Source organism: Rhizobium sp. SG_E_25_P2, from assembly GCF_029892285.1.
GTDB lineage: Bacteria > Pseudomonadota > Alphaproteobacteria > Rhizobiales > Rhizobiaceae > Rhizobium_E.
Window position 1 is genome coordinate 1 of the sequence record NZ_JARXVM010000025.1, and the last position, 19363, is coordinate 19363.

A 19363-nucleotide genomic window follows, 5' to 3' on the forward strand; every position below is an offset into this window, starting at 1 on the left:
CGGCAAAAATCTGGTAACGCGGGGTGGAGCAGCCCGGTAGCTCGTCAGGCTCATAACCTGAAGGCCGCAGGTTCAAATCCTGCCCCCGCAACCAAGAGCAATTCATAAACGCCCAGTGATAAAATCGCTGGGCGTTTTTGCGTTCCGGAAAATGCCGGCCCCAGCAGTGTAACGGAAATGGCAGCCGCCGTTTGGGCGCATCTGGCCTGCTGCCGGTTTCGTGGACATCGAGTTAAGGTGTTCCTCCTGAAACCGGAGAGCCTGCATGCAAAGACGAATATTCAGCCGCGAGTATAAGCTTGAAGCGGTGAAGCTGGTCAGGGAACGTGGAGTCACTGTTGCCCAGGCGGCCCGTGACCTTGATGTCCACGAGAATGTGTTACGCAAATGGGTTCGGGAATACGGCGACGATCCCAGCCAGTCCTTTCCTGGAAAAGGCCAGATGAAGCCGGAGCAGCTTGAGATCGAGCGGCTCCGTCGTGAAGTCGCCAAGCTGAAGGCGGAGCGCGATATCCTAAAAAAGGCTGCAGCCTACTTTGCCAGGGACGCGATATGAAGTTCGCGTTCATTGCAAAGCACCCTTCGATCTGGCCGGTGGCATGGCTCTGCGAAGCGCTGGGAGTTTCTCGTTCAGGTTTCCATGCCTGGCTCAATCGTTCTCGGAGCGAACACGCCCGCTATGATGAGGTTCTGCTGGACAAGATCACGCAGAGCTTCAAATCCAGCGACCGCACCTATGGTGCTCGCCGCGTATGGCACGACGTGTTGGAAGAAGGGTTATCCTGTGGCCTCCATCGTATTGAGCGGCTGATGCGTTTGAATGCGCTCAGGGCCAGGCCAAGACGGCGTGGCTTGCCAAAGGATGCCGGTGACCGCGCCGTCATCATGCCGAACGTGCTGGACCGTCAGTTCATGGCAGAGCGGCCGAACCAGAAATGGGTGGCCGACTTCACCTATATTTGGACCGCAGAAGGCTGGCTGTATGACGCTGCCGTCATTGACCTGTTCTCGCGCCGTGTCGTCGGCTGGTCGATGAATGCCAACATGACGGCCCAGCGCGTCACAGATGCGCTGATCATGGCGCTCTGGCGTCGAGGAAAATCAGATGCTCTCCTGCATCATTCCGATCAGGGCAGCCAATATACTACAGCACATCGCGCCCAGACTGATTCAAGATAGCGCAATGTCGCAAATCATGATTCTCTGTTTGCACAACGGAGATACAGATCATGGCCCGCCCTCATCCCATTGAGTTGCGTCAGCGCGTTGTTTGCTTTGTCGAACTTGGTCACAGTCATCGTGAAGCGGCGCGGATTTTTCAGGTTTCGGTGCGGTTCGTCAACGACATGGTTCTTCTTAAGGCCAGGACAGGCGATCTCTTGGCCTCACCGCAAGGTGGCTGGCGCGGCAGCAAGCTGGCTGACCATGAAAGCTTTGTGCTGGCGCGGATCGACGAGAACGGTGATCTGACCCTTGATGATCTCCGCAAGGAGCTTGCAGAGCGTGGGTTGATCATTCACCGCTCATCAATCGGGAGATTGCTGGCCCGCCATAAACGCAGCTGTAAAAAAAACGGTAGTCGCCAGCGAGCAGTTGCGGGCGGATGTCAGCCACCGCCGCGACTTCTGGATCGCCAAACGTCTTCCGGCGATTGGTCGCGAACTGCATCGCGTTGTCTTCATTGACGAAACTTCGACCAACACCTGCATGACGAAGACTATGGGTTGGTGCCAGTGGGAGAGCGCTATTGCGGCTATGCGCCGCTGGGCCATCACCTCACCCAGACATTTATCGCCGGCCTGCGCAGCTTTGCCATGGTCGCGCCGTGGCTGGTCGATGCGCCGATGAACAAAACCCGGTTCGAATTCTATCTCGAGCATGAACTGGCGCCCACCCTGAAGAAGGCTGACGTTGTCATTCTCGACAACCTGCCGGTTCACAAGAGCCCTCGCGCCGAAGAAATCATCCGCGACCGGGGTGCCTGGATGCTGTTTCTGCCGCCCTATTCTCCCGATCTCAACCCGATCGAAATGGCCTTTTGCCAAGCTCAAGGCCCATCTCAGAAAGGCCGCAGCACGATCTATCGATGCTATCTGCGACAGCCTCACGGATATTTGCAATATGTTCGATCCCATCGAATGCAGAAACTACTTTCGGGCCGCAGGATATGAATTCATTTGAAGGCGACACGCTGTAGCGAACAGTTCCAGCGCCTCATGGGAGACCACAACATCACCTGCTCGATGAGCCGCTCTGGAAATGTCTGGGACAATGCGGCGATGGAGAGCTTCTTCTCATCACTGAAAACGGAGAGAACAGCACGAAAGGTTTATCGCACGAGGAATGACGCAAAATCGGATGTCTTCGATTACATAGAGCGCTTCTACAATCCGAAGCGCCGCCACTCGACACTGGGCTATCTCAGCCCCAATGACTTTGAAACCAAGGTGGGATTAGCTTAACCTCGCGTCCGATAAACCGGCAGCAGATCAGGGCTTCGTTTATGTGGCCTTCGTCATCGATGCCTTCGCCCGCCGCATCGTCGGCTGGCGGGCGAGCCGGACGGTGCATGCGGGTTTTGTCCTAGACGCTCTGGACCAGGCACTTCATGACCGGCGGCCCGTCCATCGCGGCGGGCTCATTCACCATTCCGGCAGGGGCGTCCAATATCTCGATCAAGTATTCCGAGCGGCTGGCGGCGGCAGGCATAGAGCCGTCGGTCGGCAGCGTTGGCAATTCCTATGACAACGCTCTCGCCGAAACGATCAACGGCCTTTACAAGGCAGAGGTCATCCATCGACGAGGACCATGGCGCAACTTCGAAGCTGTAGAGTTCGCCCCACTCGAATGGGTGGACTGGTTCAACAACCGCCGACTTCTGGAGCCCATCGGAAACATTCCGCCCGCCGAGGCCGAACAACGCTACTACGCCATGCTGGACGTGCCAGCCATGGCGGCATAACTTAAACCAAACGGTCTCCGGCAAACCCGGGGCGGTTCAGACCGCTACATCGATGGCTTCTACAATCCCGTCCGGCGGCACTCGGCGCTTGACTACCTAAGCCCCGCACAGTTTGAGAGACTGGCCGCTTGATCTGAAAATGCCTCTCCACTTTTCCGATGCAAGTCCATCCGAGCTCGGGTTGGTATGGAACACACCTGTCACTCCTGCAGTCATTCAGGTACGTTGAACGAGCGACGGAAATAGGCTCGCACAGCTTCCATGGCGGGGCTGAATTCGGCGCTCCGCTTCCAAGCCAAGCCGACATCCATAGAGGGGATCGGATCGGTAAGTGAGATCGTTTCGATCCGTCTGCCTTCAAGGGACCACGGACGGTGCACCATATCCGAGAGGATTGCGACACCCTGTCCATTCGCCACGAGCGAGCGTACGGCCTCTACCGATGACGTACGAAGCGTGATTTTTGGGAGATAGGGCGTCTGGCTCCAGTATTTCATCGAGCTGTGCGAGGCCTCATCCACGGTCAGCATGATATAGTCTTCCTCAGCGACGTCCTTGAGGCCGATCTTGCTTTCGCTCAGCAATCGGTGGCGCGCCGGCACCCAGAGGCGTCGCTGTGAACTCAGGAGTTTTTCGGCAACGAGTTCCGGGTTGAGGATGTTGGAGGTCAGCATCACCGCAATATCGTAGCGATTGGCCAGCAGTCCTTCCTCGACCGATTCCCGGTTCATCTCGAAGAGCTGGATCGAAAGGCCGGGGAACTGGCGTTTCATCCGCTCGATATGAAAGGGCAGGAAATAGCCGATGACGGTATAGGTCGCCGCGATGCTGAGCGTGCCGGTGACCTCTTCCGAAACGAGGCTGAGCTGTGTCGCCTCCTCGACCTTCTGCAGGATCTCATAGGCTTGGGACAGAAACCGCCGACCGGCGCCGGTCAGGTCCATGCCATGCGGCGTGCGCTCAAAAAGAGCAGCGCCAATCGTCTCTTCCAGATCCTTGATCGCGGTTGTCACCGCCGATTGGGAAATTGCCAGGTTGATGGCGGCCTGGGACACCTGGCCTGCTTCTGCCGTTGCGACGAAGTAGCGAATTTGGCGAAGGCTGAGCGACATCACTGTTCCAATCTGTTTCGTGGATATCCGATATTGGAAAATCAGATGAATATTCCAAAAAATTGAATTTCATCACCGCGCAACCAAGAAGAACTATCGCCAAATGCTTAATTTCAGGGGGGATTCGGCTTTAGAGATCGATCGCGTTGTCTTCTGAATTTCCGATATTGTCCTTCTGAAAATAGAATTTTTCAAATGAATTGATTCTTCCTACCATTTTATGACCAAAACAAAAGCGCCTCCAGAAGATGCGCAATAAATAGGCAACACAGGAACGAAACGTGGCACTCGAAGTCGTGGACATCAATTGCGATATGGGCGAAGCCTTTGGTCGCTGGCGCGTCGGGGATACGGACGACGATGTGCTGATGGGTTTGATCAGCTCCGCCAATATTGCGACCGGTTTTCATGCCGGCGACCCCAATCTGATGGACCATACGGTGCGCACTGCGGTTCAGCATGGCGTCGGGATCGGCGCCCATCCCGGCTATGACGATCTGCAGGGTTTCGGTCGTCGCAAGATCAATGGCACGGCCCGCGAACTGGTCAACGACATGGTCTATCAGGTCGGCGCCCTGCGCGAATTTGCACGACGCCACGGTGCCAGCCTCCAGCATGTGAAGCCACATGGTGCGCTCTACATGGAGATGGCGATCAATCCCGAACTGGCGCAGATCTTCGTCCAGTATATGCGCACAGTCGCACCCAATGCCTATGTGCTGTGCATGGCAGGGTCTGCAACAGAAAGGGCAGCGATCGAGGCCGGCCAGCCCGTCGTGCGCGAATTCTATGCCGACCGGGATTATGACGAGAACGGATCGATTGTCTTTACCCGCGATGTCGGTCGCCCGGATGCTGCCGTGATCGCCCGCAAGGTGGTGCGCGCCTGCACACATGGCACCGTAACGACCGTGACTGGCAAGGACATCGACATCCCCTTTGAAAGCGTCTGTTTCCATTCCGACACGCTCGGCGCACTCGATATCGTCCGCCAGATGCGTGAGGCGCTGGTCGCGGAAGGCATTCGCATCGCGCCCCTGTCCGAAATCATCAAGTAACCGGAGACAAAGATGAGCAAGCTTGAGATCAGATCGCCACTTCCCGGCACCTTCTACCGTAAGCCGTCTCCGGATGCCGCTGAGTTCAAGGCCGATGGCGAAGCCGTCGCCGTTGGCGATGTGATCGGCCTCATCGAGGTGATGAAGACGTTTCACGAGATCCGCGCCGATATCGCCGGTGCAGCCGTCGTCTTCATCGCCGAAGACAACGAACCGATCATGGCGGGCCAGGTGATTGCCGAGGTCGAGGCATGACCATCCGCTCGATCCTTGTCGCCAACAGGGGTGAAATCGCCGTCAGGATCATCCGGGCCGCCAAGGCCCTCGGCATCCGCAGCGTGCAGGTCTACTCCGCCGCCGACCGGGACATGCTGGCGGTGAAGATGGCCGATGCCTCGGTCGAGATCGGGCCGCCGTCTGCCGCCAAGTCCTATCTCAACATAGCAGCCGTGATGAAGGCGGCTATAGAGACAGGCGTCGATGCGGTTCATCCGGGCTATGGCTTCCTCTCGGAAAACGCAGCTTTCGCGCAAGCGGTGGTGGATGCGGGCCTCATTTTCATCGGGCCGAGTGCGGACGCCATCCGGCTGCTCGGTGATAAGGTCGAGGCCCGCAAGGTCGCCAAGAAGGCCGGTGTGCCCACAGTGCCGGGATCGGAGGGTCGCATCGACGATCTCGATGCCGCCCGCGCTGTTGTCGTCGGGATCGGTTTCCCGGTGATGATCAAGGCGGCAGCCGGTGGTGGTGGTCGCGGTATCCGCATTGCCGAGACCATGGAGGATTTCGAACGCCATTTCCCCCAGGCCTCCGCAGAGGCGCTCGCAGCCTTTGGTGACGGCGGACTTTATGTCGAAAAGGTCATTACGCGCGCCAGGCATGTCGAGGTTCAGGTACTCGGTGACGGCACCGATGCGGTTCACTGCTTCGAACGCGAGTGCTCGCTGCAGCGTCGCCGGCAGAAGGTCTGGGAAGAGGCGCCCGCCTTCCGCCTGCCGGATGCCGTGCGCGCAAAACTCTGCGCCAGTGCGGTCGCGCTTGCCCGCGAGGTCCAATATCGGGGCGCCGGCACTGTCGAATATCTCTATGACGAGGCGAGCGGCGAATTCTATTTCATCGAGGTCAATACCCGTATCCAGGTCGAGCATCCGGTAACCGAAATGGTGACGGGCATCGATCTCGTGCAGGAAATGATCCGCATTGCAGGCGGCGCTCGGCTTTCTGTCCGTCAGGACGAGATCAAGGTCCAGGGACATGCCATCGAATGCCGCATCAATGCCGAGGATCCGGCGCGCGGCTTCCTGCCGGCGCCCGGCACGATCGAGGCGCTGACGGTTCCGGAAGGCGAGGGCATCCGCTTCGACACCATGCTCTATGCCGGCTATCAGGTGCCGCCCTTCTATGACTCGCTGCTCGGCAAGCTGATTGTCTGGGGCGAGACCCGCGAAAGCTGCATCGCCCGCCTGAGCGAGGCGCTTCAGACCCTGGAGATCAAGGGGCTCGCCACGACCATCCCGTTGCACCAGGCGCTGGCCGCTGACCCCGCCGTCGCCTCTGGCGATGTCCACACCCGGTTCCTCGAACCCTGGCTGGACACCGCGTTCCAGACGGCTGTTCCACCAAAGGAGGTTGCGTGATGCCCATGCGATATACATTCGGCGGCGACGAACACCTGTTCGTCGAATGCTCGGACGAAATGTCCCTCGATGCCTTCTTCAATTCGATGTCGATGACCAGCGGCATCCGGCAGGCCGGCATCAAGGGCATTACCGAAATCTGCCCGGCCAATGCCTCCTTCCAGATCAAGTTTGATCCCGACGTCATTCATCCCAACGACATTTTGAAGGAAGTGCAGGCGATCGAGCTTGCGGCGGCGAAGGCTGAGCCTGTGATCTCCACCCGCATCGTCGAAATCCCGGTCTTCTACAACGATCCCTGGACCCATGAGACATTGATGCGTTTTCGCGAGCGCCACCAGGACCCGGCTGGAACCGATCTCGACTATGCAGCCAGGATCAACAATTACGGCTCGGTCGATGATTTCATCAAGGCCCATGCCGGTTCGCCCTGGTTCGTCTCGATGGTCGGATTCGTGTCCGGCCTGCCTTTCATGTACCAGATGGTCGAGCGCCAGCGGCAGATCGAAGTGCCGAAATACCTGCGCCCGCGCACCGATACGCCGCGCCTGACCATCGGCCATGGCGGCTGCTTCGGCTGCATTTATTCGGTGCGTGGTGCTGGCGGCTACCAGATGTTCGGCATCACGCCGATGCCGATCTACGACCCGACCCAGACGACGTCCTATCTGAAGGACTTCATGGTCTTCTTCCGCCCCGGCGACATCGTCAAGTTCAAGCCGGTGGATCGCGATGGATACGACCAGGCGGTGGAAGACGTCGACAAGGGCCGTTTCTCCCCGCCGATCCGCGAGGTGAAGTTCGACCTTACCGAATTCGGCAAGGACATCGACGGCTACAACGCAAAGCTGGAGGGCATTCTCCATGGCTATTAAGGTTCTCCATCCGGGTCTTGCCACCTCCATCCAGGACCTCGGTCGCCCGGGTTATTTCCACCTCGGCATCCCGCTCGGCGGCGCCATGGATCGGCTGGCGCTGAAGGCTGCCAATCTGCTTGTCGGCAATGACGAGGGGGCTGCCGGCCTCGAAGCCGTCTTCATCGGACCGAAGCTCGAGTTTGAAACGGATGCCATGGTCGCCGTCACCGGCGCCGAAATGCCGATCAAGGTCGATGGCGAGGAAAAGCCCGGCTGGACGGCCTTCAAGGTCAAGGCAGGCCAGGTGCTGACCTTCGATTACCTGAAGACCGGCGCTCGCATCTATATCGCTATATCAGGCGGTATCGACGTGCCGCTCGCACTCGGTTCCCGCTCGACCTATGCCATCGGCGCGCTCGGCGGCCTGAACGGTCGACCGCTCGCGGCAGGCGATGATCTGCCCGTGGGGCAAGCGCGGAACGCTGTCGAAGGAAAGTCCATTCCGGAAGTCCTGCGTCGCAGGCCCGGAATGCCGGCCGAACTGCGCGTCCTGCCGGGTCTCTACTGGCATCGCATCACCGAGGAAGCGGGCCGGAACTTCTTCGAGGACACCTGGAAGGTGGCGCCAGAGGCCGATCGGATGGGCTACCGCTTCCGGGGTGGTCGCAAGCTCGATTTCGTCGATCGCACGCCGCCCTTCGGCGCAGGCTCCGATCCCTCGAACATCGTCGACAGCTGCTATCCCTATGGCTCGATCCAGGTGCCGGGCGGAACCGAGCCCATCATTCTGCACCGCGATGCCGTCTCCGGCGGCGGCTATTTCATGCTCGGCACGGTGATTTCCGCTGACATGGATCTGATCGGCCAATTGCAGCCGCATACACCCACTCGCTTCGTCAAGGTCGACATGGAAACCGCCCTGACGGCGCGCAAGGACCGCACCGCGCTGATCGACCAGATCCGCGCACTCTTCTGATCATCAATAACCAATAAGGGGAACGATCATGACGCATAAAATCGTATTGACACTGGCAAGCTCGCTGCTTGCGCTGTCCATCGCCAGCCCGACGCTTGCCGATAGCTGGTATCCCTATCCCGCCCAGGCCATGGAGCCGCCCTTTGCCGCCGATGCCAAGCCCGTCGACGTCGAATACACGCCGCTGGAAAAGGCTGAGAAGCCCTGGAACATTTGCGTTTCCTTCCCGCATATGAAGGATGCCTACTGGCTCGGCGTCGATTATGGTGTCGTTGAACAGGCCAAGGACCTCGGCGTCAAGATGAACCTCGTCGAGGCCGGCGGCTATACCGAACTCAACAAGCAGATCAGCCAGATCGAAGACTGCGTCGCCGGTGGCGCTGAGGCCGTGGTGATCGGCGCCATCTCGTTTGACGGATTGAACAACCTCGTCGGCGAGATCAAGGAGAAGAACATCCCTGTCATCGACGTGATCAACGGCATGTCCTCGCCGGATCTCACGGCAAAGTCGCTCGTTTCCTTCTACACCATGGGTTACGAGACCGGCGCCTATCTCGCCAAGAAGCACCCGGCGGGTTCGGAAGAGGTGAAGGTCGGCTGGTTTCCGGGGCCGGCCGGCGCCGGCTGGGTCGAGGCTGCCAATACCGGCTTCCTTGAAGCCATCAAGGGCTCCGCGGTCAAGGCACTGGAGCCGAAATATGGTGATACCGGCAAGGAAGTGCAGCTGAAGCTCGTCGAAGACATGCTGCAGGCCGAGCCGGATGTACGCTATGTCGCCGGCACTGCTGTCACGGCGGAAGCGGCCCAGGGCCTCATCCGCGAACGTGGCCTGCAGGGCAAGGTCGATCTGCTCGCCTTCTACATGACGCCCGGCGTCTATGAAGGCATCAAGCGCGGCTTCATCCTCGCAGCCCCTGCCGATTCCATGGTCATTCAGGGCCGGATCGCCATCGACCAGGCGGTTCGTGCGCTCGAAGGCAAGGAACTGGTCAAGCATGTCGGTCCGAAGATCTTCGTCGTCGATCCAGACAACATTGCAACCGTGCCGCAGACCAACATCCTGCCGCCGGATGGCTTTGCACCGGTCTTCTCGGTCAACTGATACCTCCCCCGAGGCAACCCCCGGCGCGCGAATGCGCCGTGGGCATTTCTTTGAGTGTTCAGGAACCAGTGCGGATGACCGTGACCGAAACTCTTGTGCAAATGTCGGGCATCGCCAAGGTCTATCCGGGCGTGCGTGCGCTCGACGGCGTCGACTTCGATCTGAAATCCGGTGAGGTGCATGTCCTGTTCGGGGAAAACGGCGCCGGCAAGTCAACGCTGATCTCGATCCTCGCCGGGGTCACACCCCAAAGCGAAGGCCGGCTGGTCATCGATGGCAAGGAACGGCATTTCCAGTCTGTCACAGATGCGCGCCGGGCCGGCATCGGCGCCGTGTTCCAGGAATTTTCGCTGGTCCCGACGATGAGCGTGTCCGAGAACATCTTTCTCGGCCAGGAGCCCCGCCGCTTTGGCCTCGTTGATCGCAGCCGGATGAACCGCGAGGCGAAGGCGCTCTTTGTCCGGCTGGGCTTTGACATCGACATTCGCCGGTCGGTCATCTCCCTGTCGCGCGCCGAGCAGCAGATGGTCGAGATCGCCAAGGCACTGCACCAGGACGCAAGGATCCTGATCCTCGACGAACCGACCGCCTCCCTGACGGAGCGCGAGACGGAAAAACTCTTCGAATTCATCGGCAATGCCAAGGCGGCAGGCGTCGGTATTGTCTACATTTCGCACCGGATCCAGGAATTCAAGGCGATCGCCGACCGCATCACCGTGCTTCGGGACGGACGCTTGATCGGCACCATCGCCGGGCACGAACTGACGGAAACCCGGCTGGTCGAGATGATGACCGGGCGCCGTATGGAGGAGATCTATCCGCAGATCATCCGCAATCCTGACCTGCAGCCGATCATGACGGTGAGGGGCCTCAGAGCCTGGGGCGTCGCGGGCGTCGATATCGATGTCCGCCGTGGCGAAGTGCTGGGCGTTGCCGGGCTCGTCGGATCGGGCAAATCGCGCAGCTTCCGCGCGCTGATGGGCCTCCTGCCCGTTGAGGCAGGTTCGGTCACCCTGAATGGAGTGAATTGCACCGGCGCCGCCACCCGCCACATGATGCAGTATGGCGTCTTCTTCCTGCCCTCAGACCGCAAGGAGGAGGGACTGGTCCTCGGCGCCAGTGCCCGCGCCAATATCGCGCTCTCGGTCATCGACCACACGGACAGCCGCTCCGGGCTTGGTTTCCTGTCGACACGCGCCATGAACAGGCAGACCAGCGAAATCGGCGCCAAGGTTGACCTGACCGAGGCCTTTCTCGAGCGCGGAACCGCAAAGCTGTCCGGCGGCAATCAGCAGAAGATCCTGTTCGGCAAGAGCTTCGGCCAGGACTTCGACATCTACATCTTCGATGAACCGACGGTTGGCGTCGATGTTGGCACGCGCGCGGCGCTCTACCGGATCATCAAGTCCATCGCCGAGGCCGGAAAGGCGGTTGTTGTCATCTCCTCCGATCTGCCGGAGGTCATGCATCTCGCTCATCGCCTCATTGTTTTCAGCCATGGCCGCATCGCCGCTGAATTCGAAGGCGAGGGCATACAGGAACAGGCGGTCCTTGCGGCCTTCTTTGATCAGGAAAGACAACGGGCATGACCAGCGTAGACACTTCACCCGCAGCACAGGCATCTCAGGGCAGGGCATTCGGCGCCGTCATCAAGATGCTCTTTATCAAGCTCGGCGTGCTGCCGTTTTTCCTGCTGGCCGCGCTCATTGTTTTCACCCTGACCTCCAAACAGTTTCTCACGCTCGACAACATCACCAATGTTGCGCGCCAGTCGGTTTATCTGGTGCTGGTCTCGCTCGGGCAGATGCTGGTTCTGGTGACCGGTGGCTTTGATCTCGCCGTTGGTACCGCGATTGCGCTCACATCAGTGGTATCAGCCCTTGCCATGGTCTATTTCGCAGCGCAGTTCCCCGACATGGCCTGGCTGGTCATACTGCTCGGCATGTCCGCGGGATTTCTAGCCGCACTGGCGCTCGGTGCCCTCAACGGTCTCGGTATTGCCCAGTTCGGCGTCTCGCCCTTCATCATGACGCTGGGCGTGCAATCGGTCGGGGCGGGCTTTGCACTCTTCCTGACCGGCGGCGTCCCGATTGGCAACCTGCCCTATGAATTCGGCAATATCTTCGGCTTTGGACGCCTGTTCGGCGTACCGGTTCCGGTGCTGATCGCGATTGTTGCCATTGTCGCCATGTGGATCCTGATGAACAGGACGCGCACCGGTGCTCGCATCTATGCCGTCGGCGGCAACATCAAGGCGGCCAATCTGTCGGGCATCGACACCAAGAAGACCCTGTTCATCGCCTATCTCATCTGTGCCTTCCTGGCCTCGGTCGCCGGCATCCTGCTGACTGCACGCGTGGAAAGCGGCGAAACCAATCTCGGCGGCTCGATTGCGCTTGAATCGATTGCCGCCTGCGTCATCGCCGGCGTGTCGCTGCGCGGCGGGATCGGTCGCGTTGAAAGCGTCGTACTCGGCGCCTTCTTCATCGCGCTGGTCCAAAACGGCATGAACCTGATGCAGATCGGCTCCTACATGCAGATGGTCCTGCTTGGCTCGCTTCTCATTCTGGCCGTGGTTATTGACCAGTTCCGCTATCGTTTGCTGGTGGGTGGGCGTTGACGGGCTTTGTCGCAATGATCCCGACCTGCGACCGTGTTGCACGGATGGAGTTGGGAAGGTATTGCCGAACTTTACCAAGCTGTGAACCGGTCCGATGCCCTACAAATTTCACGATAGCCGTCGTGGCAAATTCCGGAAGGGGCGATACCGGGTTACGAACTGGCCGGCGTATAACGAGAGCCTTCGCCGTCGAGGCGATCTGACGATCTCAGTTTCGGAGGATGTGGCTCTGGAATGGACGGCGGGACCGCGCAAGACGCGTGGTGGGCGGCGCAAGTATTCAGATCTTGCGATCGAACTCTGTCTGACCTTGCGCGTTGCGTTCCGCTTGGCGCTGCGCCAGACCCAAGGCTTTATGCGGTCACTTGCGAAGCTGATGGAGTTAGCCCTGCCAGTGCCGGATTTCTCGACCCTTTCACGGCGTGGTAAGCGCCTGAAGGTGGCACAAAAGAGCCGTGGTCCGACAAGCCGATCACTCTAATTGTGGACAGCACAGGACTGAAGGTTCACAGCGAGGTTGGCTGGAACGGTCACAAGCATGGCGCCAAAGGCGCTCGTAAGAGTTGGCGAAAGCTGCACCTTGCCCTCGATCCTGACTGCGGAGACATTCTCGCATCCGAACTAACGACCGAGCACGTTGGCGACAAGACCACGCTGCCAAGTCTCCTCGATCGTGTCGACGCACAAGTCGGTCGGTTTCTGGCAGACGGCGCCTATGATGGCTCTGGCGTTTCGGATTGCCTGGCTGGCGCTTTCGGAAACGAGGTCGATGTCGTCGTCCCGCCTCCCAAGAACGCTGTTCCCGGCGGCAATTGTCAACGGAACCAGCATATCGAGCATATCGCCAAACATGGCCGGATGGCTTGGCAGGCTGCGGCCGGCTACAATCAGAGATCACGGATCTAAGCTCAGATAGGGCGCTTTAAAGCGGTCATCGGCGACCGGCTGCACGCCAGGAGCATCGAAAATCAGATCACCGAAACGAACATCGACGCCAGCGCGCAGAACCGCATGTCCGCCTTGGGACGGGCAAACTACGAGCGTGTCAGCTGATCATTTGCTGAATGGCCAAATGCTGATTACGACACGATCGTTTAGGGTGTATTATGCATATCATGGAAGGCTATCTGCCGGCTGCGCATGCGGCTGGCTGGGGCGTGGTTTCTGAACCATTCGTTTTTTGTGGAGCCCGGCGCATCGTGACGCTGGTTCGGTAGAAGCCGGAGGTCAAGCTGCTGATCGCGGCGTCTGGCGCTTACGTGTTTGTTCTATCCGCACTGAAAATCCCCTCTGTGACAGGAAGCTGCTCGCATCCGACCGGAACGGGCCTTGCGGCGTCATTGTTTGGTCCAACGGTGACGACGGTGCTTGGCGCGATCGTTCTTTTGTTTCAGGCGCTGCTTCTCGCGCATGGCGGATTGACGACGCTTGGCGCGAATATTTTTTCGATGGCCATCGTCGGCCCGTTCGTCGCCTACGGGTTGTTTAAAGGCATTACGAGCGCAGGCCTCAGCGGCGCGGTTGCGATCTTTGTAGCTGCAACGCTTGGCGATCTGGCGACCTATGTCACAACGTCCCTGCAACTGGCATTGGCCTTTCCGGACCCTATCTCGGGGGTAACCGGCGCTGCCGCCAAATTTCTTGGAATCTTTGCTGCGACACAGGCGCCGCTTGCCATCAGCGAGGGTCTTTTGACCGTGATCGTGTTTAATCTCTTGCAACGCTATAGCCGCGGCGAGCTGAACGCTCTCAACATTTTTTCTGCGAAGGCCTGATCATGCTGAAACGTAATCTCTTAATGCTGTTCGCTGTTATCGCTCTGGCCATCTTGCCGCTCGTCATCCACCACGGCGGAGACGCGGAATTCGCCGGCGCCGATGGCGAAGCTGAAGCGGTGATCACGGAAATCCGGCCCGACTACAAACCTTGGGCGTCACCGCTTTGGGAGCCGCCGAGTGGTGAGATCGAAAGCCTGTTGTTTGCTCTGCAGGCGGCAATCGGCGCCGGACTTGTCGGCTTTTACTTCGGTCGCAGAACCTCGCCTGCCAAACGTCCGGAAGTTCATTGACCGATGCGCGCTATTGATCGCTGTGCGCAGACCAACCGGTGGCGGCGCCACGCCGCCGGTGAAAAACTCTTGTGGGCCCTTGGCGTTTTGGCCGTTTCGCTCACCACGGCGGGATGGGTGGGGCAAATCGCGATCCTCTCGTCCATGCTGGCGCTGTTGAGCATTGGCGCCAGGATCCCATGGCGCGATATCGCCAAAGCCGCGCGCATTCCTTTTCTGTTCATCGCAACGGGCACAGCTGCCCAACTTGTTTCTGTCGCGCTGGTGGATCATGCGCCAACGTTTTCACTGGTTTCGGGACAAGAGATGGAGAAGGCATGCTTCGTAGCCCTTAGAAGCAGCGCCTGCATTTGCGCCTTGCTGTTTCTGGCGTTGACGACGCCGCTTTCGAGCATTCTGCAATTGTTGCAACGCATGGGTCTCAACGCGGAAATATCCGATATCGCGATGGTGATGTTTCGGATAATCTGGCTGCTGTTGGATTGTCTGGAGGCGGGTCAGCAGTCGCTTTGCTCGCGGTTGGGCTATACCAGCAACTCACGCATGCTGCGGTCCAATGGCCTTCTGCTTGCATCCCTTCTACCGCGTGTTTTTGCGCGGGCGCGGCGAATGGAAACGGGCCTGGCCGCACGCGGATATACCGGTCGACTGTCCTTCATCTCTGTGGAAAGGCCTGCGTCTGGCGTCCGGTTGCTGATAATCGGCAGCGGGCTGGCTGGAGCCCTTGTCTTCACCTGGTGGCTTGGATGATGCTGGAAGCCCGGGACGTAGAGTACAGATACGAAGACGAAAGCCAGGCGCTCCAACGCGCGTCGTTGGCAATCCGCGCTCGGGAGAAGCTAGCAATTCTGGGGCCGAACGGGGCCAGGAAATCGACTTTGTTGTCGTTGCTCAACGGATCTTTCAAGCCATTTGCGGGTGAGGTGTTGCTGCATGGCGCGCCGGTGACCTATAGCCGCAAAGGCCTGACCGTCTTGAGATCTGCGGTCGGGCTCGTGTTGCAGGACCCAGATGACCAGCTGTTTGCGGCAACCGTTTTTGAAGACGTCTCCTTCGGGCCTCTCAATCTCGGCCTGTCCACCGCTGATGCGCGAATGCGGGTAACGCATGCGCTCGAGGTGATGGGGATCGAAGAGCTATCGCATCGCCCGACGCATCTGCTGAGCTTTGGCCAGCGCAAGCGAGTTGCGATCGCTGGCGTTCTTGCCATGTCTCCGTCCGTTCTCCTTCTTGATGAGCCGACCGCGGGCCTCGATCCGCAGGGCGTCGAGGAACTTGCCGCAACGCTGCATACCTTGGCTGGGCAGGGCGTTGCCGTGGTGGTCGCTACGCATGATATCGATATGGCCTATGCGTGGGCTGAAAGAGTGGCGGTGTTTGGCGGTGGTAAAATACCAATGGATGGGACCCCGGACGAGGTGTTCAGCCACGAAGGGTTCAGTGCGTGTGGCGGGTTGCGCATGCCGACGATCCACCAGGTGTCGAAAGGTCTGATGGAGCTTGGCCTGATGTCTGCCCAGGATGGTTTGCCGCGGAGCGTCGCTGATTTGCTGAGATGTGTTCGTACTGTCCGTGATCGCGGATAGTGCGCCGGATCTGACGGAGCCATGCTTTTGCCACGACAGTTGAGACTTGCAAAGCCGCGCCAATTTCCGCAACATTTGTGAATGCCCATCTTGCCCCGAAGGGGACGGTAAAGGCTCATTAGGAAAGCCAGCCAGCGGCTAGAACTCGCCCATCGTGACAATCCGGTCGCAAAAGGACTGCAACAGGCTCAGATTGTGCGATACGACCAGCACGGCGGTTCCCATGCGGCTGGCCTGATGCAGCATCCGCACGATAGCGGCGGCATTGGTCGGATCGAGCGCCGATGTTGGTTCATCGGCAATGAGGACCTTGGGGCAGGGCGCAAGGGCGCGGGCGAGCGCCACGCGCTGGGCCTGGCCAACCGAGAGCGTTGACACTCTTGTATGCCTGGCAAGATGGCCCAGGCGCACCGCCGCCAGCGCCTGATCTGTCGCCACCTCGACATTGCTGTGACCGGCCGCGCGCAGTGGCTCGGCAATGCAGGCGCCGATGGTCCAGAGTGGATCGAGCGCGCCGACCGGGTCCTGCCAGACCATGCCGATCAGGCCCGGCGGCGGCGTATCGCGTCCGGGTGTCCAGTCCGCGATCCGCGCCTGTCCGCTTATGGGGCGCAGTTCGCCGGTCAGGCAGCGCAGCAGGGTTGATTTGCCCGAACCGGAAGGTCCGACCAGGCCGACGCATTCGCCGGCGGCAATTGTCAGGCTGGCGTCCGTGATGATTGTCCGGCTCCGATAGCCGGCCGTCAGATTTGCAACAGAGATCATGACCTCACCGGATTGCGGCAAGCGACACCGTCAGCAAGCTGCGGGATCTGCTGGCAGGACGCGGTCACACGGGCGCATCGGGGCGCAAAAGCGCAGCCCAGATCCGGATGTCGCGGGGATGGCGGATCGCCATCCAGCCCTTCGGGCAGTTGACCCGGTTTGGGCAAGGCGGCGAGCAAAGCTCGAGAATAGGGATGGCGTGGCTGGCGGAAGAAATCCTCGGCCGAGGCGTTTTCGACGATGCGCCCGGCGTAAAGCACAATGACCCGGTCAAACAGGCCGTCGACCAGATCCAGATCATGGGTCACGGCAATCAGCGCATCGGCGCGGTCCGCCAGCAAGCGCAGCATCTGCCGGGCGAGGGGCTGGTCGACGGCGCTGGTCGGCTCATCGGCCAGAACCAGCGACGGGCGTAGCGCGGTCGCCGCCACGATCAGCACGCGCTGTAGCATGCCGCCGCTCCAATACGCCGGGCGTCGCCCCAGCAGCTCGATTGCTGAGCCAATGCCGACATCCTCCAGCATTGTCGCCAGCGTCGTCATGCTGATCGTTTTACCATGCGCCGTCCAGGCCTCGGCGAGCTGCGTTCCGACAGACGCCAGCGGATTGAGGGCCGCCAACGGGTTCTGCGGCACGAAGCCGATCTTTTGGCCACGAATTGCCCGCCAGTCCCTGGGGCTGGCGTCGCTCAACTCCTTGCCCAGAAGCTGCAGGCGGCCCTGCACCCGTGCGCCATCTTTCAGCAGGCCGAGAATGCTGCGCACCAGCGTGGTCTTGCCGCAGCCGCTTTCGCCGACAATGGCAATCCGTTCGCCAGCCTTAACGTGGAGATCGAGGCCGCGCAGCACCCAGGCATCGCTTGGAAACCGCACCTGAAGATCCTTGATGCCAAGAATGCTCATGCGCGGCGCTCCTGCAGCTTGGCGTCGCTGGACAGAAGCAAGGCGACACTGACGACAAGGCCGATCGCCACGCAAGGGCCCGCCAGCAGCCAGGGCGCTACTGTGAAAAACATCTGCGCATCCCGCAGCATCATGCCCCATTCGGCAGCCGGAGCCTGGGCGCCGAGCCCGAGATAGGAGAAACCTGCAAGCGCCCCCAGCGTATAGCCGAGATCCAGCGCCGCCGCCGTGGCCAGCCTCTGGGCCAGATGCGGCAGGACATGGCCGAGAATGATCGAAAGCCTGGACACGCCGGCCAGCCGTGCGGCCAGAATGTCGGCGCCGGTCAGCCGCTCGACGGCGATGCCGCGCACCAGCCGCGCATACCAGGGCCAGCCAACGGCGGTAAAGGCCAGTATCAGATTGACAATTCCGGCTCCCAGCGCGCCGACAATCGCCAAGGCAATGATCATGGAGGGCAGCGCAAGGGTCGTGTCCACAAGCTGGGTCAGGCCATAGGCGAGCCAGGAACGGCCCGCAGCCAGGACGCCGACGGGAATGCCGATTGCAAGGCTCCCAGCCACAATTGCAAGCGCCGACAGAACCGAGACCCGCCCGCCATCCATCAGCCGCGCCAGCATATCGCGGCCATATTGATCGGCGCCGAGCGGATGGCGCAAACTCGGGGGCTGGACAATCGCCATCAGATTCTGGTCGGTGGGACTGATGGTCCACAGAAATGGCCCCAGCCAGATGAAGGCCATCATGGCGCCAAACAGAACAAGACCGCTGCTTCGCCGTGTCATGATTGCGCTCCTCCCTGGTCGGCGCGCGGCGATAGCAGCCAGAACATCAGGTCCGCAGCCGCCGTTGTGGCGATGTAGAAGGTGACGGCCAGCATGGCGAAAGCCTGCACCACCGGCAGATCGCGCCGCTTGATGGCGTCCACAATGAAGGCGCCGAGGCCCGGCCAGGAAAACACGTTCTCGATCATGATCGTTCCGGTCAGTGCGCCGGCAAGGCCGATGCCGAGAAATGGCAGAAAGCCGACCAGCGCATTGGGAATGGCGTGCCGCCACAACAGCCGCGTCTCGCCAATGCCGCGCGCCCGCGCCGCCAAGGCCCAGTCGGACGCCAACGCCGCGCCGACCAGACTGCTGAACGGCCGCCCCCAATAGCTGGCAAGACCAAGCCCGCCTACGGCTGCAGGCGGCAGAACCGTGCGCGGGGTTCCGTCGCCAATCACCGAGGCCCAGCCAAGGCCATTGGCGAAAATCCGGATGGCAATCAGCCCGAGCACAAAGCCCGGCAGGGCCGTGCCGATCAAGGCCTGCGCAGATAGCAGCCGGTCAGCCACGCCTCTTGGCTTGAGCGCCGCAAGCCCGCCCAGCACAAATGTCAGCAGGCAGCCTGACAGAAACAGGAAGACGCCGAGCAGCGCCGTTGCGCCGATCCGCTGGCCCATAAGGTCCATGACCGATGCGCCCGTCAGCCAGGAACGACCAAAATCTCCGTGCAGCGCATTGGCCAGCCAGTGCAGGTAGCGCAGCGGTAAGGGTTGATCCAGCCCCAGTTGCTCGCGGATGAGCGCCAGGGTTTCAGGCGACGCACGCGTCGAGGCCCGGCTGGCCAGAAAGGCAGCAGGATCGCCCGGCAGCACAGCGAGGATCAGATAAATGACCATGCTGGCCACACCGAGTGTGGCCAGCATGCCGGCAAGACGGGCAAGGACGACCCGCATC

Annotated in this window: 20 protein-coding genes, 1 tRNA gene and 4 pseudogenes; 20 read left to right on the plus strand and 5 right to left on the minus strand. The window is 60.3% G+C overall.

Translation table 11 applies throughout. From position 1 onward, the window contains the following. Positions 1–17 precede the first annotated feature (17 nt). The 6 genes and pseudogenes from M2360_RS24700 to M2360_RS24725 all read left to right on the plus strand — a co-directional run. A tRNA-Met gene (locus M2360_RS24700) sits at positions 18–94 on the plus strand. 171 nt (positions 95–265) lie between these two features. Next, a pseudogene (locus M2360_RS24705) lies at positions 266–1149 on the plus strand (IS3 family transposase); the annotation flags it as partial. 80 nt (positions 1150–1229) lie between these two features. Beyond that, on the plus strand, positions 1230–1685 hold the full coding sequence (locus tag M2360_RS24710; protein ID WP_280778055.1) for a transposase: 456 nt from the start codon (positions 1230–1232) through the stop codon (positions 1683–1685). A 42-nt stretch (positions 1686–1727) separates the two neighbouring features. Next, a complete protein-coding gene (locus M2360_RS24715; protein WP_280778134.1) occupies positions 1728–2171 on the plus strand; it encodes a transposase in 444 nt (147 codons plus the stop codon). Between the two features lie 24 nt (positions 2172–2195). Continuing rightward, positions 2196–2462, plus strand: a pseudogene (locus M2360_RS24720) (IS3 family transposase); the annotation flags it as partial. Positions 2463–2490: 28 nt separating this feature from the next. Next, positions 2491–2962: pseudogene (locus M2360_RS24725) on the plus strand (DDE-type integrase/transposase/recombinase); the annotation flags it as partial. 212 nt (positions 2963–3174) lie between these two features. On the opposite strand, the gene M2360_RS24730 reads toward M2360_RS24725, so the two are convergent. Beyond that, positions 3175–4074 (minus strand): LysR family transcriptional regulator, encoded by a 900-nt coding sequence (locus tag M2360_RS24730; protein WP_280778056.1) that lies wholly within the window; start codon positions 4072–4074, stop codon positions 3175–3177. Positions 4075–4355: 281 nt separating this feature from the next. On the opposite strand from M2360_RS24730, the gene M2360_RS24735 reads away from it, so the two are divergent. The 14 genes and pseudogenes from M2360_RS24735 to M2360_RS24800 all read left to right on the plus strand — a co-directional run bounded on the left by M2360_RS24735 (position 4356) and on the right by M2360_RS24800 (position 15975). Then, complete coding sequence (locus M2360_RS24735; protein ID WP_280778057.1) at positions 4356–5132, plus strand: 5-oxoprolinase subunit PxpA; 777 nt, start codon at positions 4356–4358, stop codon at positions 5130–5132. A gap of 12 nt (positions 5133–5144) precedes the next feature. Next, positions 5145–5387: an acetyl-CoA carboxylase gene (locus M2360_RS24740; protein WP_280778058.1), complete on the plus strand. Its 243-nt coding sequence runs from the start codon at positions 5145–5147 to the stop codon at positions 5385–5387. After that, complete coding sequence (locus tag M2360_RS24745) at positions 5384–6766, plus strand: acetyl-CoA carboxylase biotin carboxylase subunit (RefSeq protein ID WP_280778059.1); 1383 nt, start codon at positions 5384–5386, stop codon at positions 6764–6766. The genes M2360_RS24740 and M2360_RS24745 overlap by 4 nt, the downstream gene beginning before the upstream one ends. Then, on the plus strand, positions 6766–7641 hold the full coding sequence (locus tag M2360_RS24750; RefSeq protein ID WP_280778060.1) for a carboxyltransferase domain-containing protein: 876 nt from the start codon (positions 6766–6768) through the stop codon (positions 7639–7641). The genes M2360_RS24745 and M2360_RS24750 overlap by 1 nt, the downstream gene beginning before the upstream one ends. Further along, positions 7631–8599: a biotin-dependent carboxyltransferase family protein gene (locus M2360_RS24755; protein WP_280778061.1), complete on the plus strand. Its 969-nt coding sequence runs from the start codon at positions 7631–7633 to the stop codon at positions 8597–8599. Before M2360_RS24750 ends, M2360_RS24755 begins: the two co-directional genes overlap by 11 nt. A gap of 28 nt (positions 8600–8627) precedes the next feature. After that, the gene (gene torT, locus M2360_RS24760) at positions 8628–9701 is read left to right on the plus strand and encodes a TMAO reductase system periplasmic protein TorT (protein WP_280778062.1); all 1074 of its coding nucleotides are present in this window, start codon (positions 8628–8630) and stop codon (positions 9699–9701) included. A 74-nt stretch (positions 9702–9775) separates the two neighbouring features. Further along, positions 9776–11290 carry a sugar ABC transporter ATP-binding protein gene (locus tag M2360_RS24765; RefSeq protein WP_280778063.1) on the plus strand — a complete coding sequence of 505 codons (1515 nt, stop codon included), beginning with the start codon at positions 9776–9778 and terminating at the stop codon, positions 11288–11290. Next, positions 11287–12321 carry an ABC transporter permease gene (locus M2360_RS24770; protein ID WP_280778064.1) on the plus strand — a complete coding sequence of 345 codons (1035 nt, stop codon included), beginning with the start codon at positions 11287–11289 and terminating at the stop codon, positions 12319–12321. Before M2360_RS24765 ends, M2360_RS24770 begins: the two co-directional genes overlap by 4 nt. Before the next feature lie 94 nt (positions 12322–12415). Beyond that, positions 12416–12802: a transposase gene (locus M2360_RS24775; RefSeq protein WP_280778065.1), complete on the plus strand. Its 387-nt coding sequence runs from the start codon at positions 12416–12418 to the stop codon at positions 12800–12802. A 2-nt stretch (positions 12803–12804) separates the two neighbouring features. Beyond that, positions 12805–13227, plus strand: coding sequence for a transposase (locus M2360_RS24780; protein WP_280778066.1), 423 nt, complete (start codon positions 12805–12807; stop codon positions 13225–13227). A gap of 323 nt (positions 13228–13550) precedes the next feature. Continuing rightward, positions 13551–14096 (plus strand): annotated as a pseudogene (locus tag M2360_RS24785) (energy-coupling factor ABC transporter permease); the annotation flags it as partial. Positions 14097–14098: 2 nt separating this feature from the next. Further along, entirely contained in the window at positions 14099–14389 is a 291-nt protein-coding gene (locus M2360_RS24790; protein WP_348529576.1) for an energy-coupling factor ABC transporter substrate-binding protein, read from the plus strand. A 3-nt stretch (positions 14390–14392) separates the two neighbouring features. Continuing rightward, positions 14393–15139 carry a CbiQ family ECF transporter T component gene (locus M2360_RS24795; RefSeq protein ID WP_280778067.1) on the plus strand — a complete coding sequence of 249 codons (747 nt, stop codon included), beginning with the start codon at positions 14393–14395 and terminating at the stop codon, positions 15137–15139. Continuing rightward, on the plus strand, positions 15136–15975 hold the full coding sequence (locus tag M2360_RS24800) for an ATP-binding cassette domain-containing protein (protein WP_280778068.1): 840 nt from the start codon (positions 15136–15138) through the stop codon (positions 15973–15975). The genes M2360_RS24795 and M2360_RS24800 overlap by 4 nt, the downstream gene beginning before the upstream one ends. A gap of 138 nt (positions 15976–16113) precedes the next feature. Here the strand turns inward: M2360_RS24800 and M2360_RS24805 are convergent, their stop codons facing one another. The 4 genes from M2360_RS24805 to M2360_RS24820 are packed head-to-tail and all read right to left on the minus strand — an operon-like array spanning position 16114 to position 19362. Then, a complete protein-coding gene (locus M2360_RS24805) occupies positions 16114–16740 on the minus strand; it encodes an ATP-binding cassette domain-containing protein (RefSeq protein WP_280778069.1) in 627 nt (208 codons plus the stop codon). Further along, positions 16737–17642, minus strand: a complete 906-nt coding sequence (locus tag M2360_RS24810) for an ABC transporter ATP-binding protein (protein WP_280778070.1) — start codon at positions 17640–17642, stop codon at positions 16737–16739. The genes M2360_RS24805 and M2360_RS24810 overlap by 4 nt, the downstream gene beginning before the upstream one ends. After that, positions 17639–18427, minus strand: a complete 789-nt coding sequence (locus M2360_RS24815) for an ABC transporter permease (protein ID WP_280778071.1) — start codon at positions 18425–18427, stop codon at positions 17639–17641. The genes M2360_RS24810 and M2360_RS24815 overlap by 4 nt, the downstream gene beginning before the upstream one ends. Beyond that, complete coding sequence (locus M2360_RS24820; protein WP_280778072.1) at positions 18424–19362, minus strand: ABC transporter permease; 939 nt, start codon at positions 19360–19362, stop codon at positions 18424–18426. Before M2360_RS24820 ends, M2360_RS24815 begins: the two co-directional genes overlap by 4 nt. Position 19363: the final 1 nt, after the last annotated feature.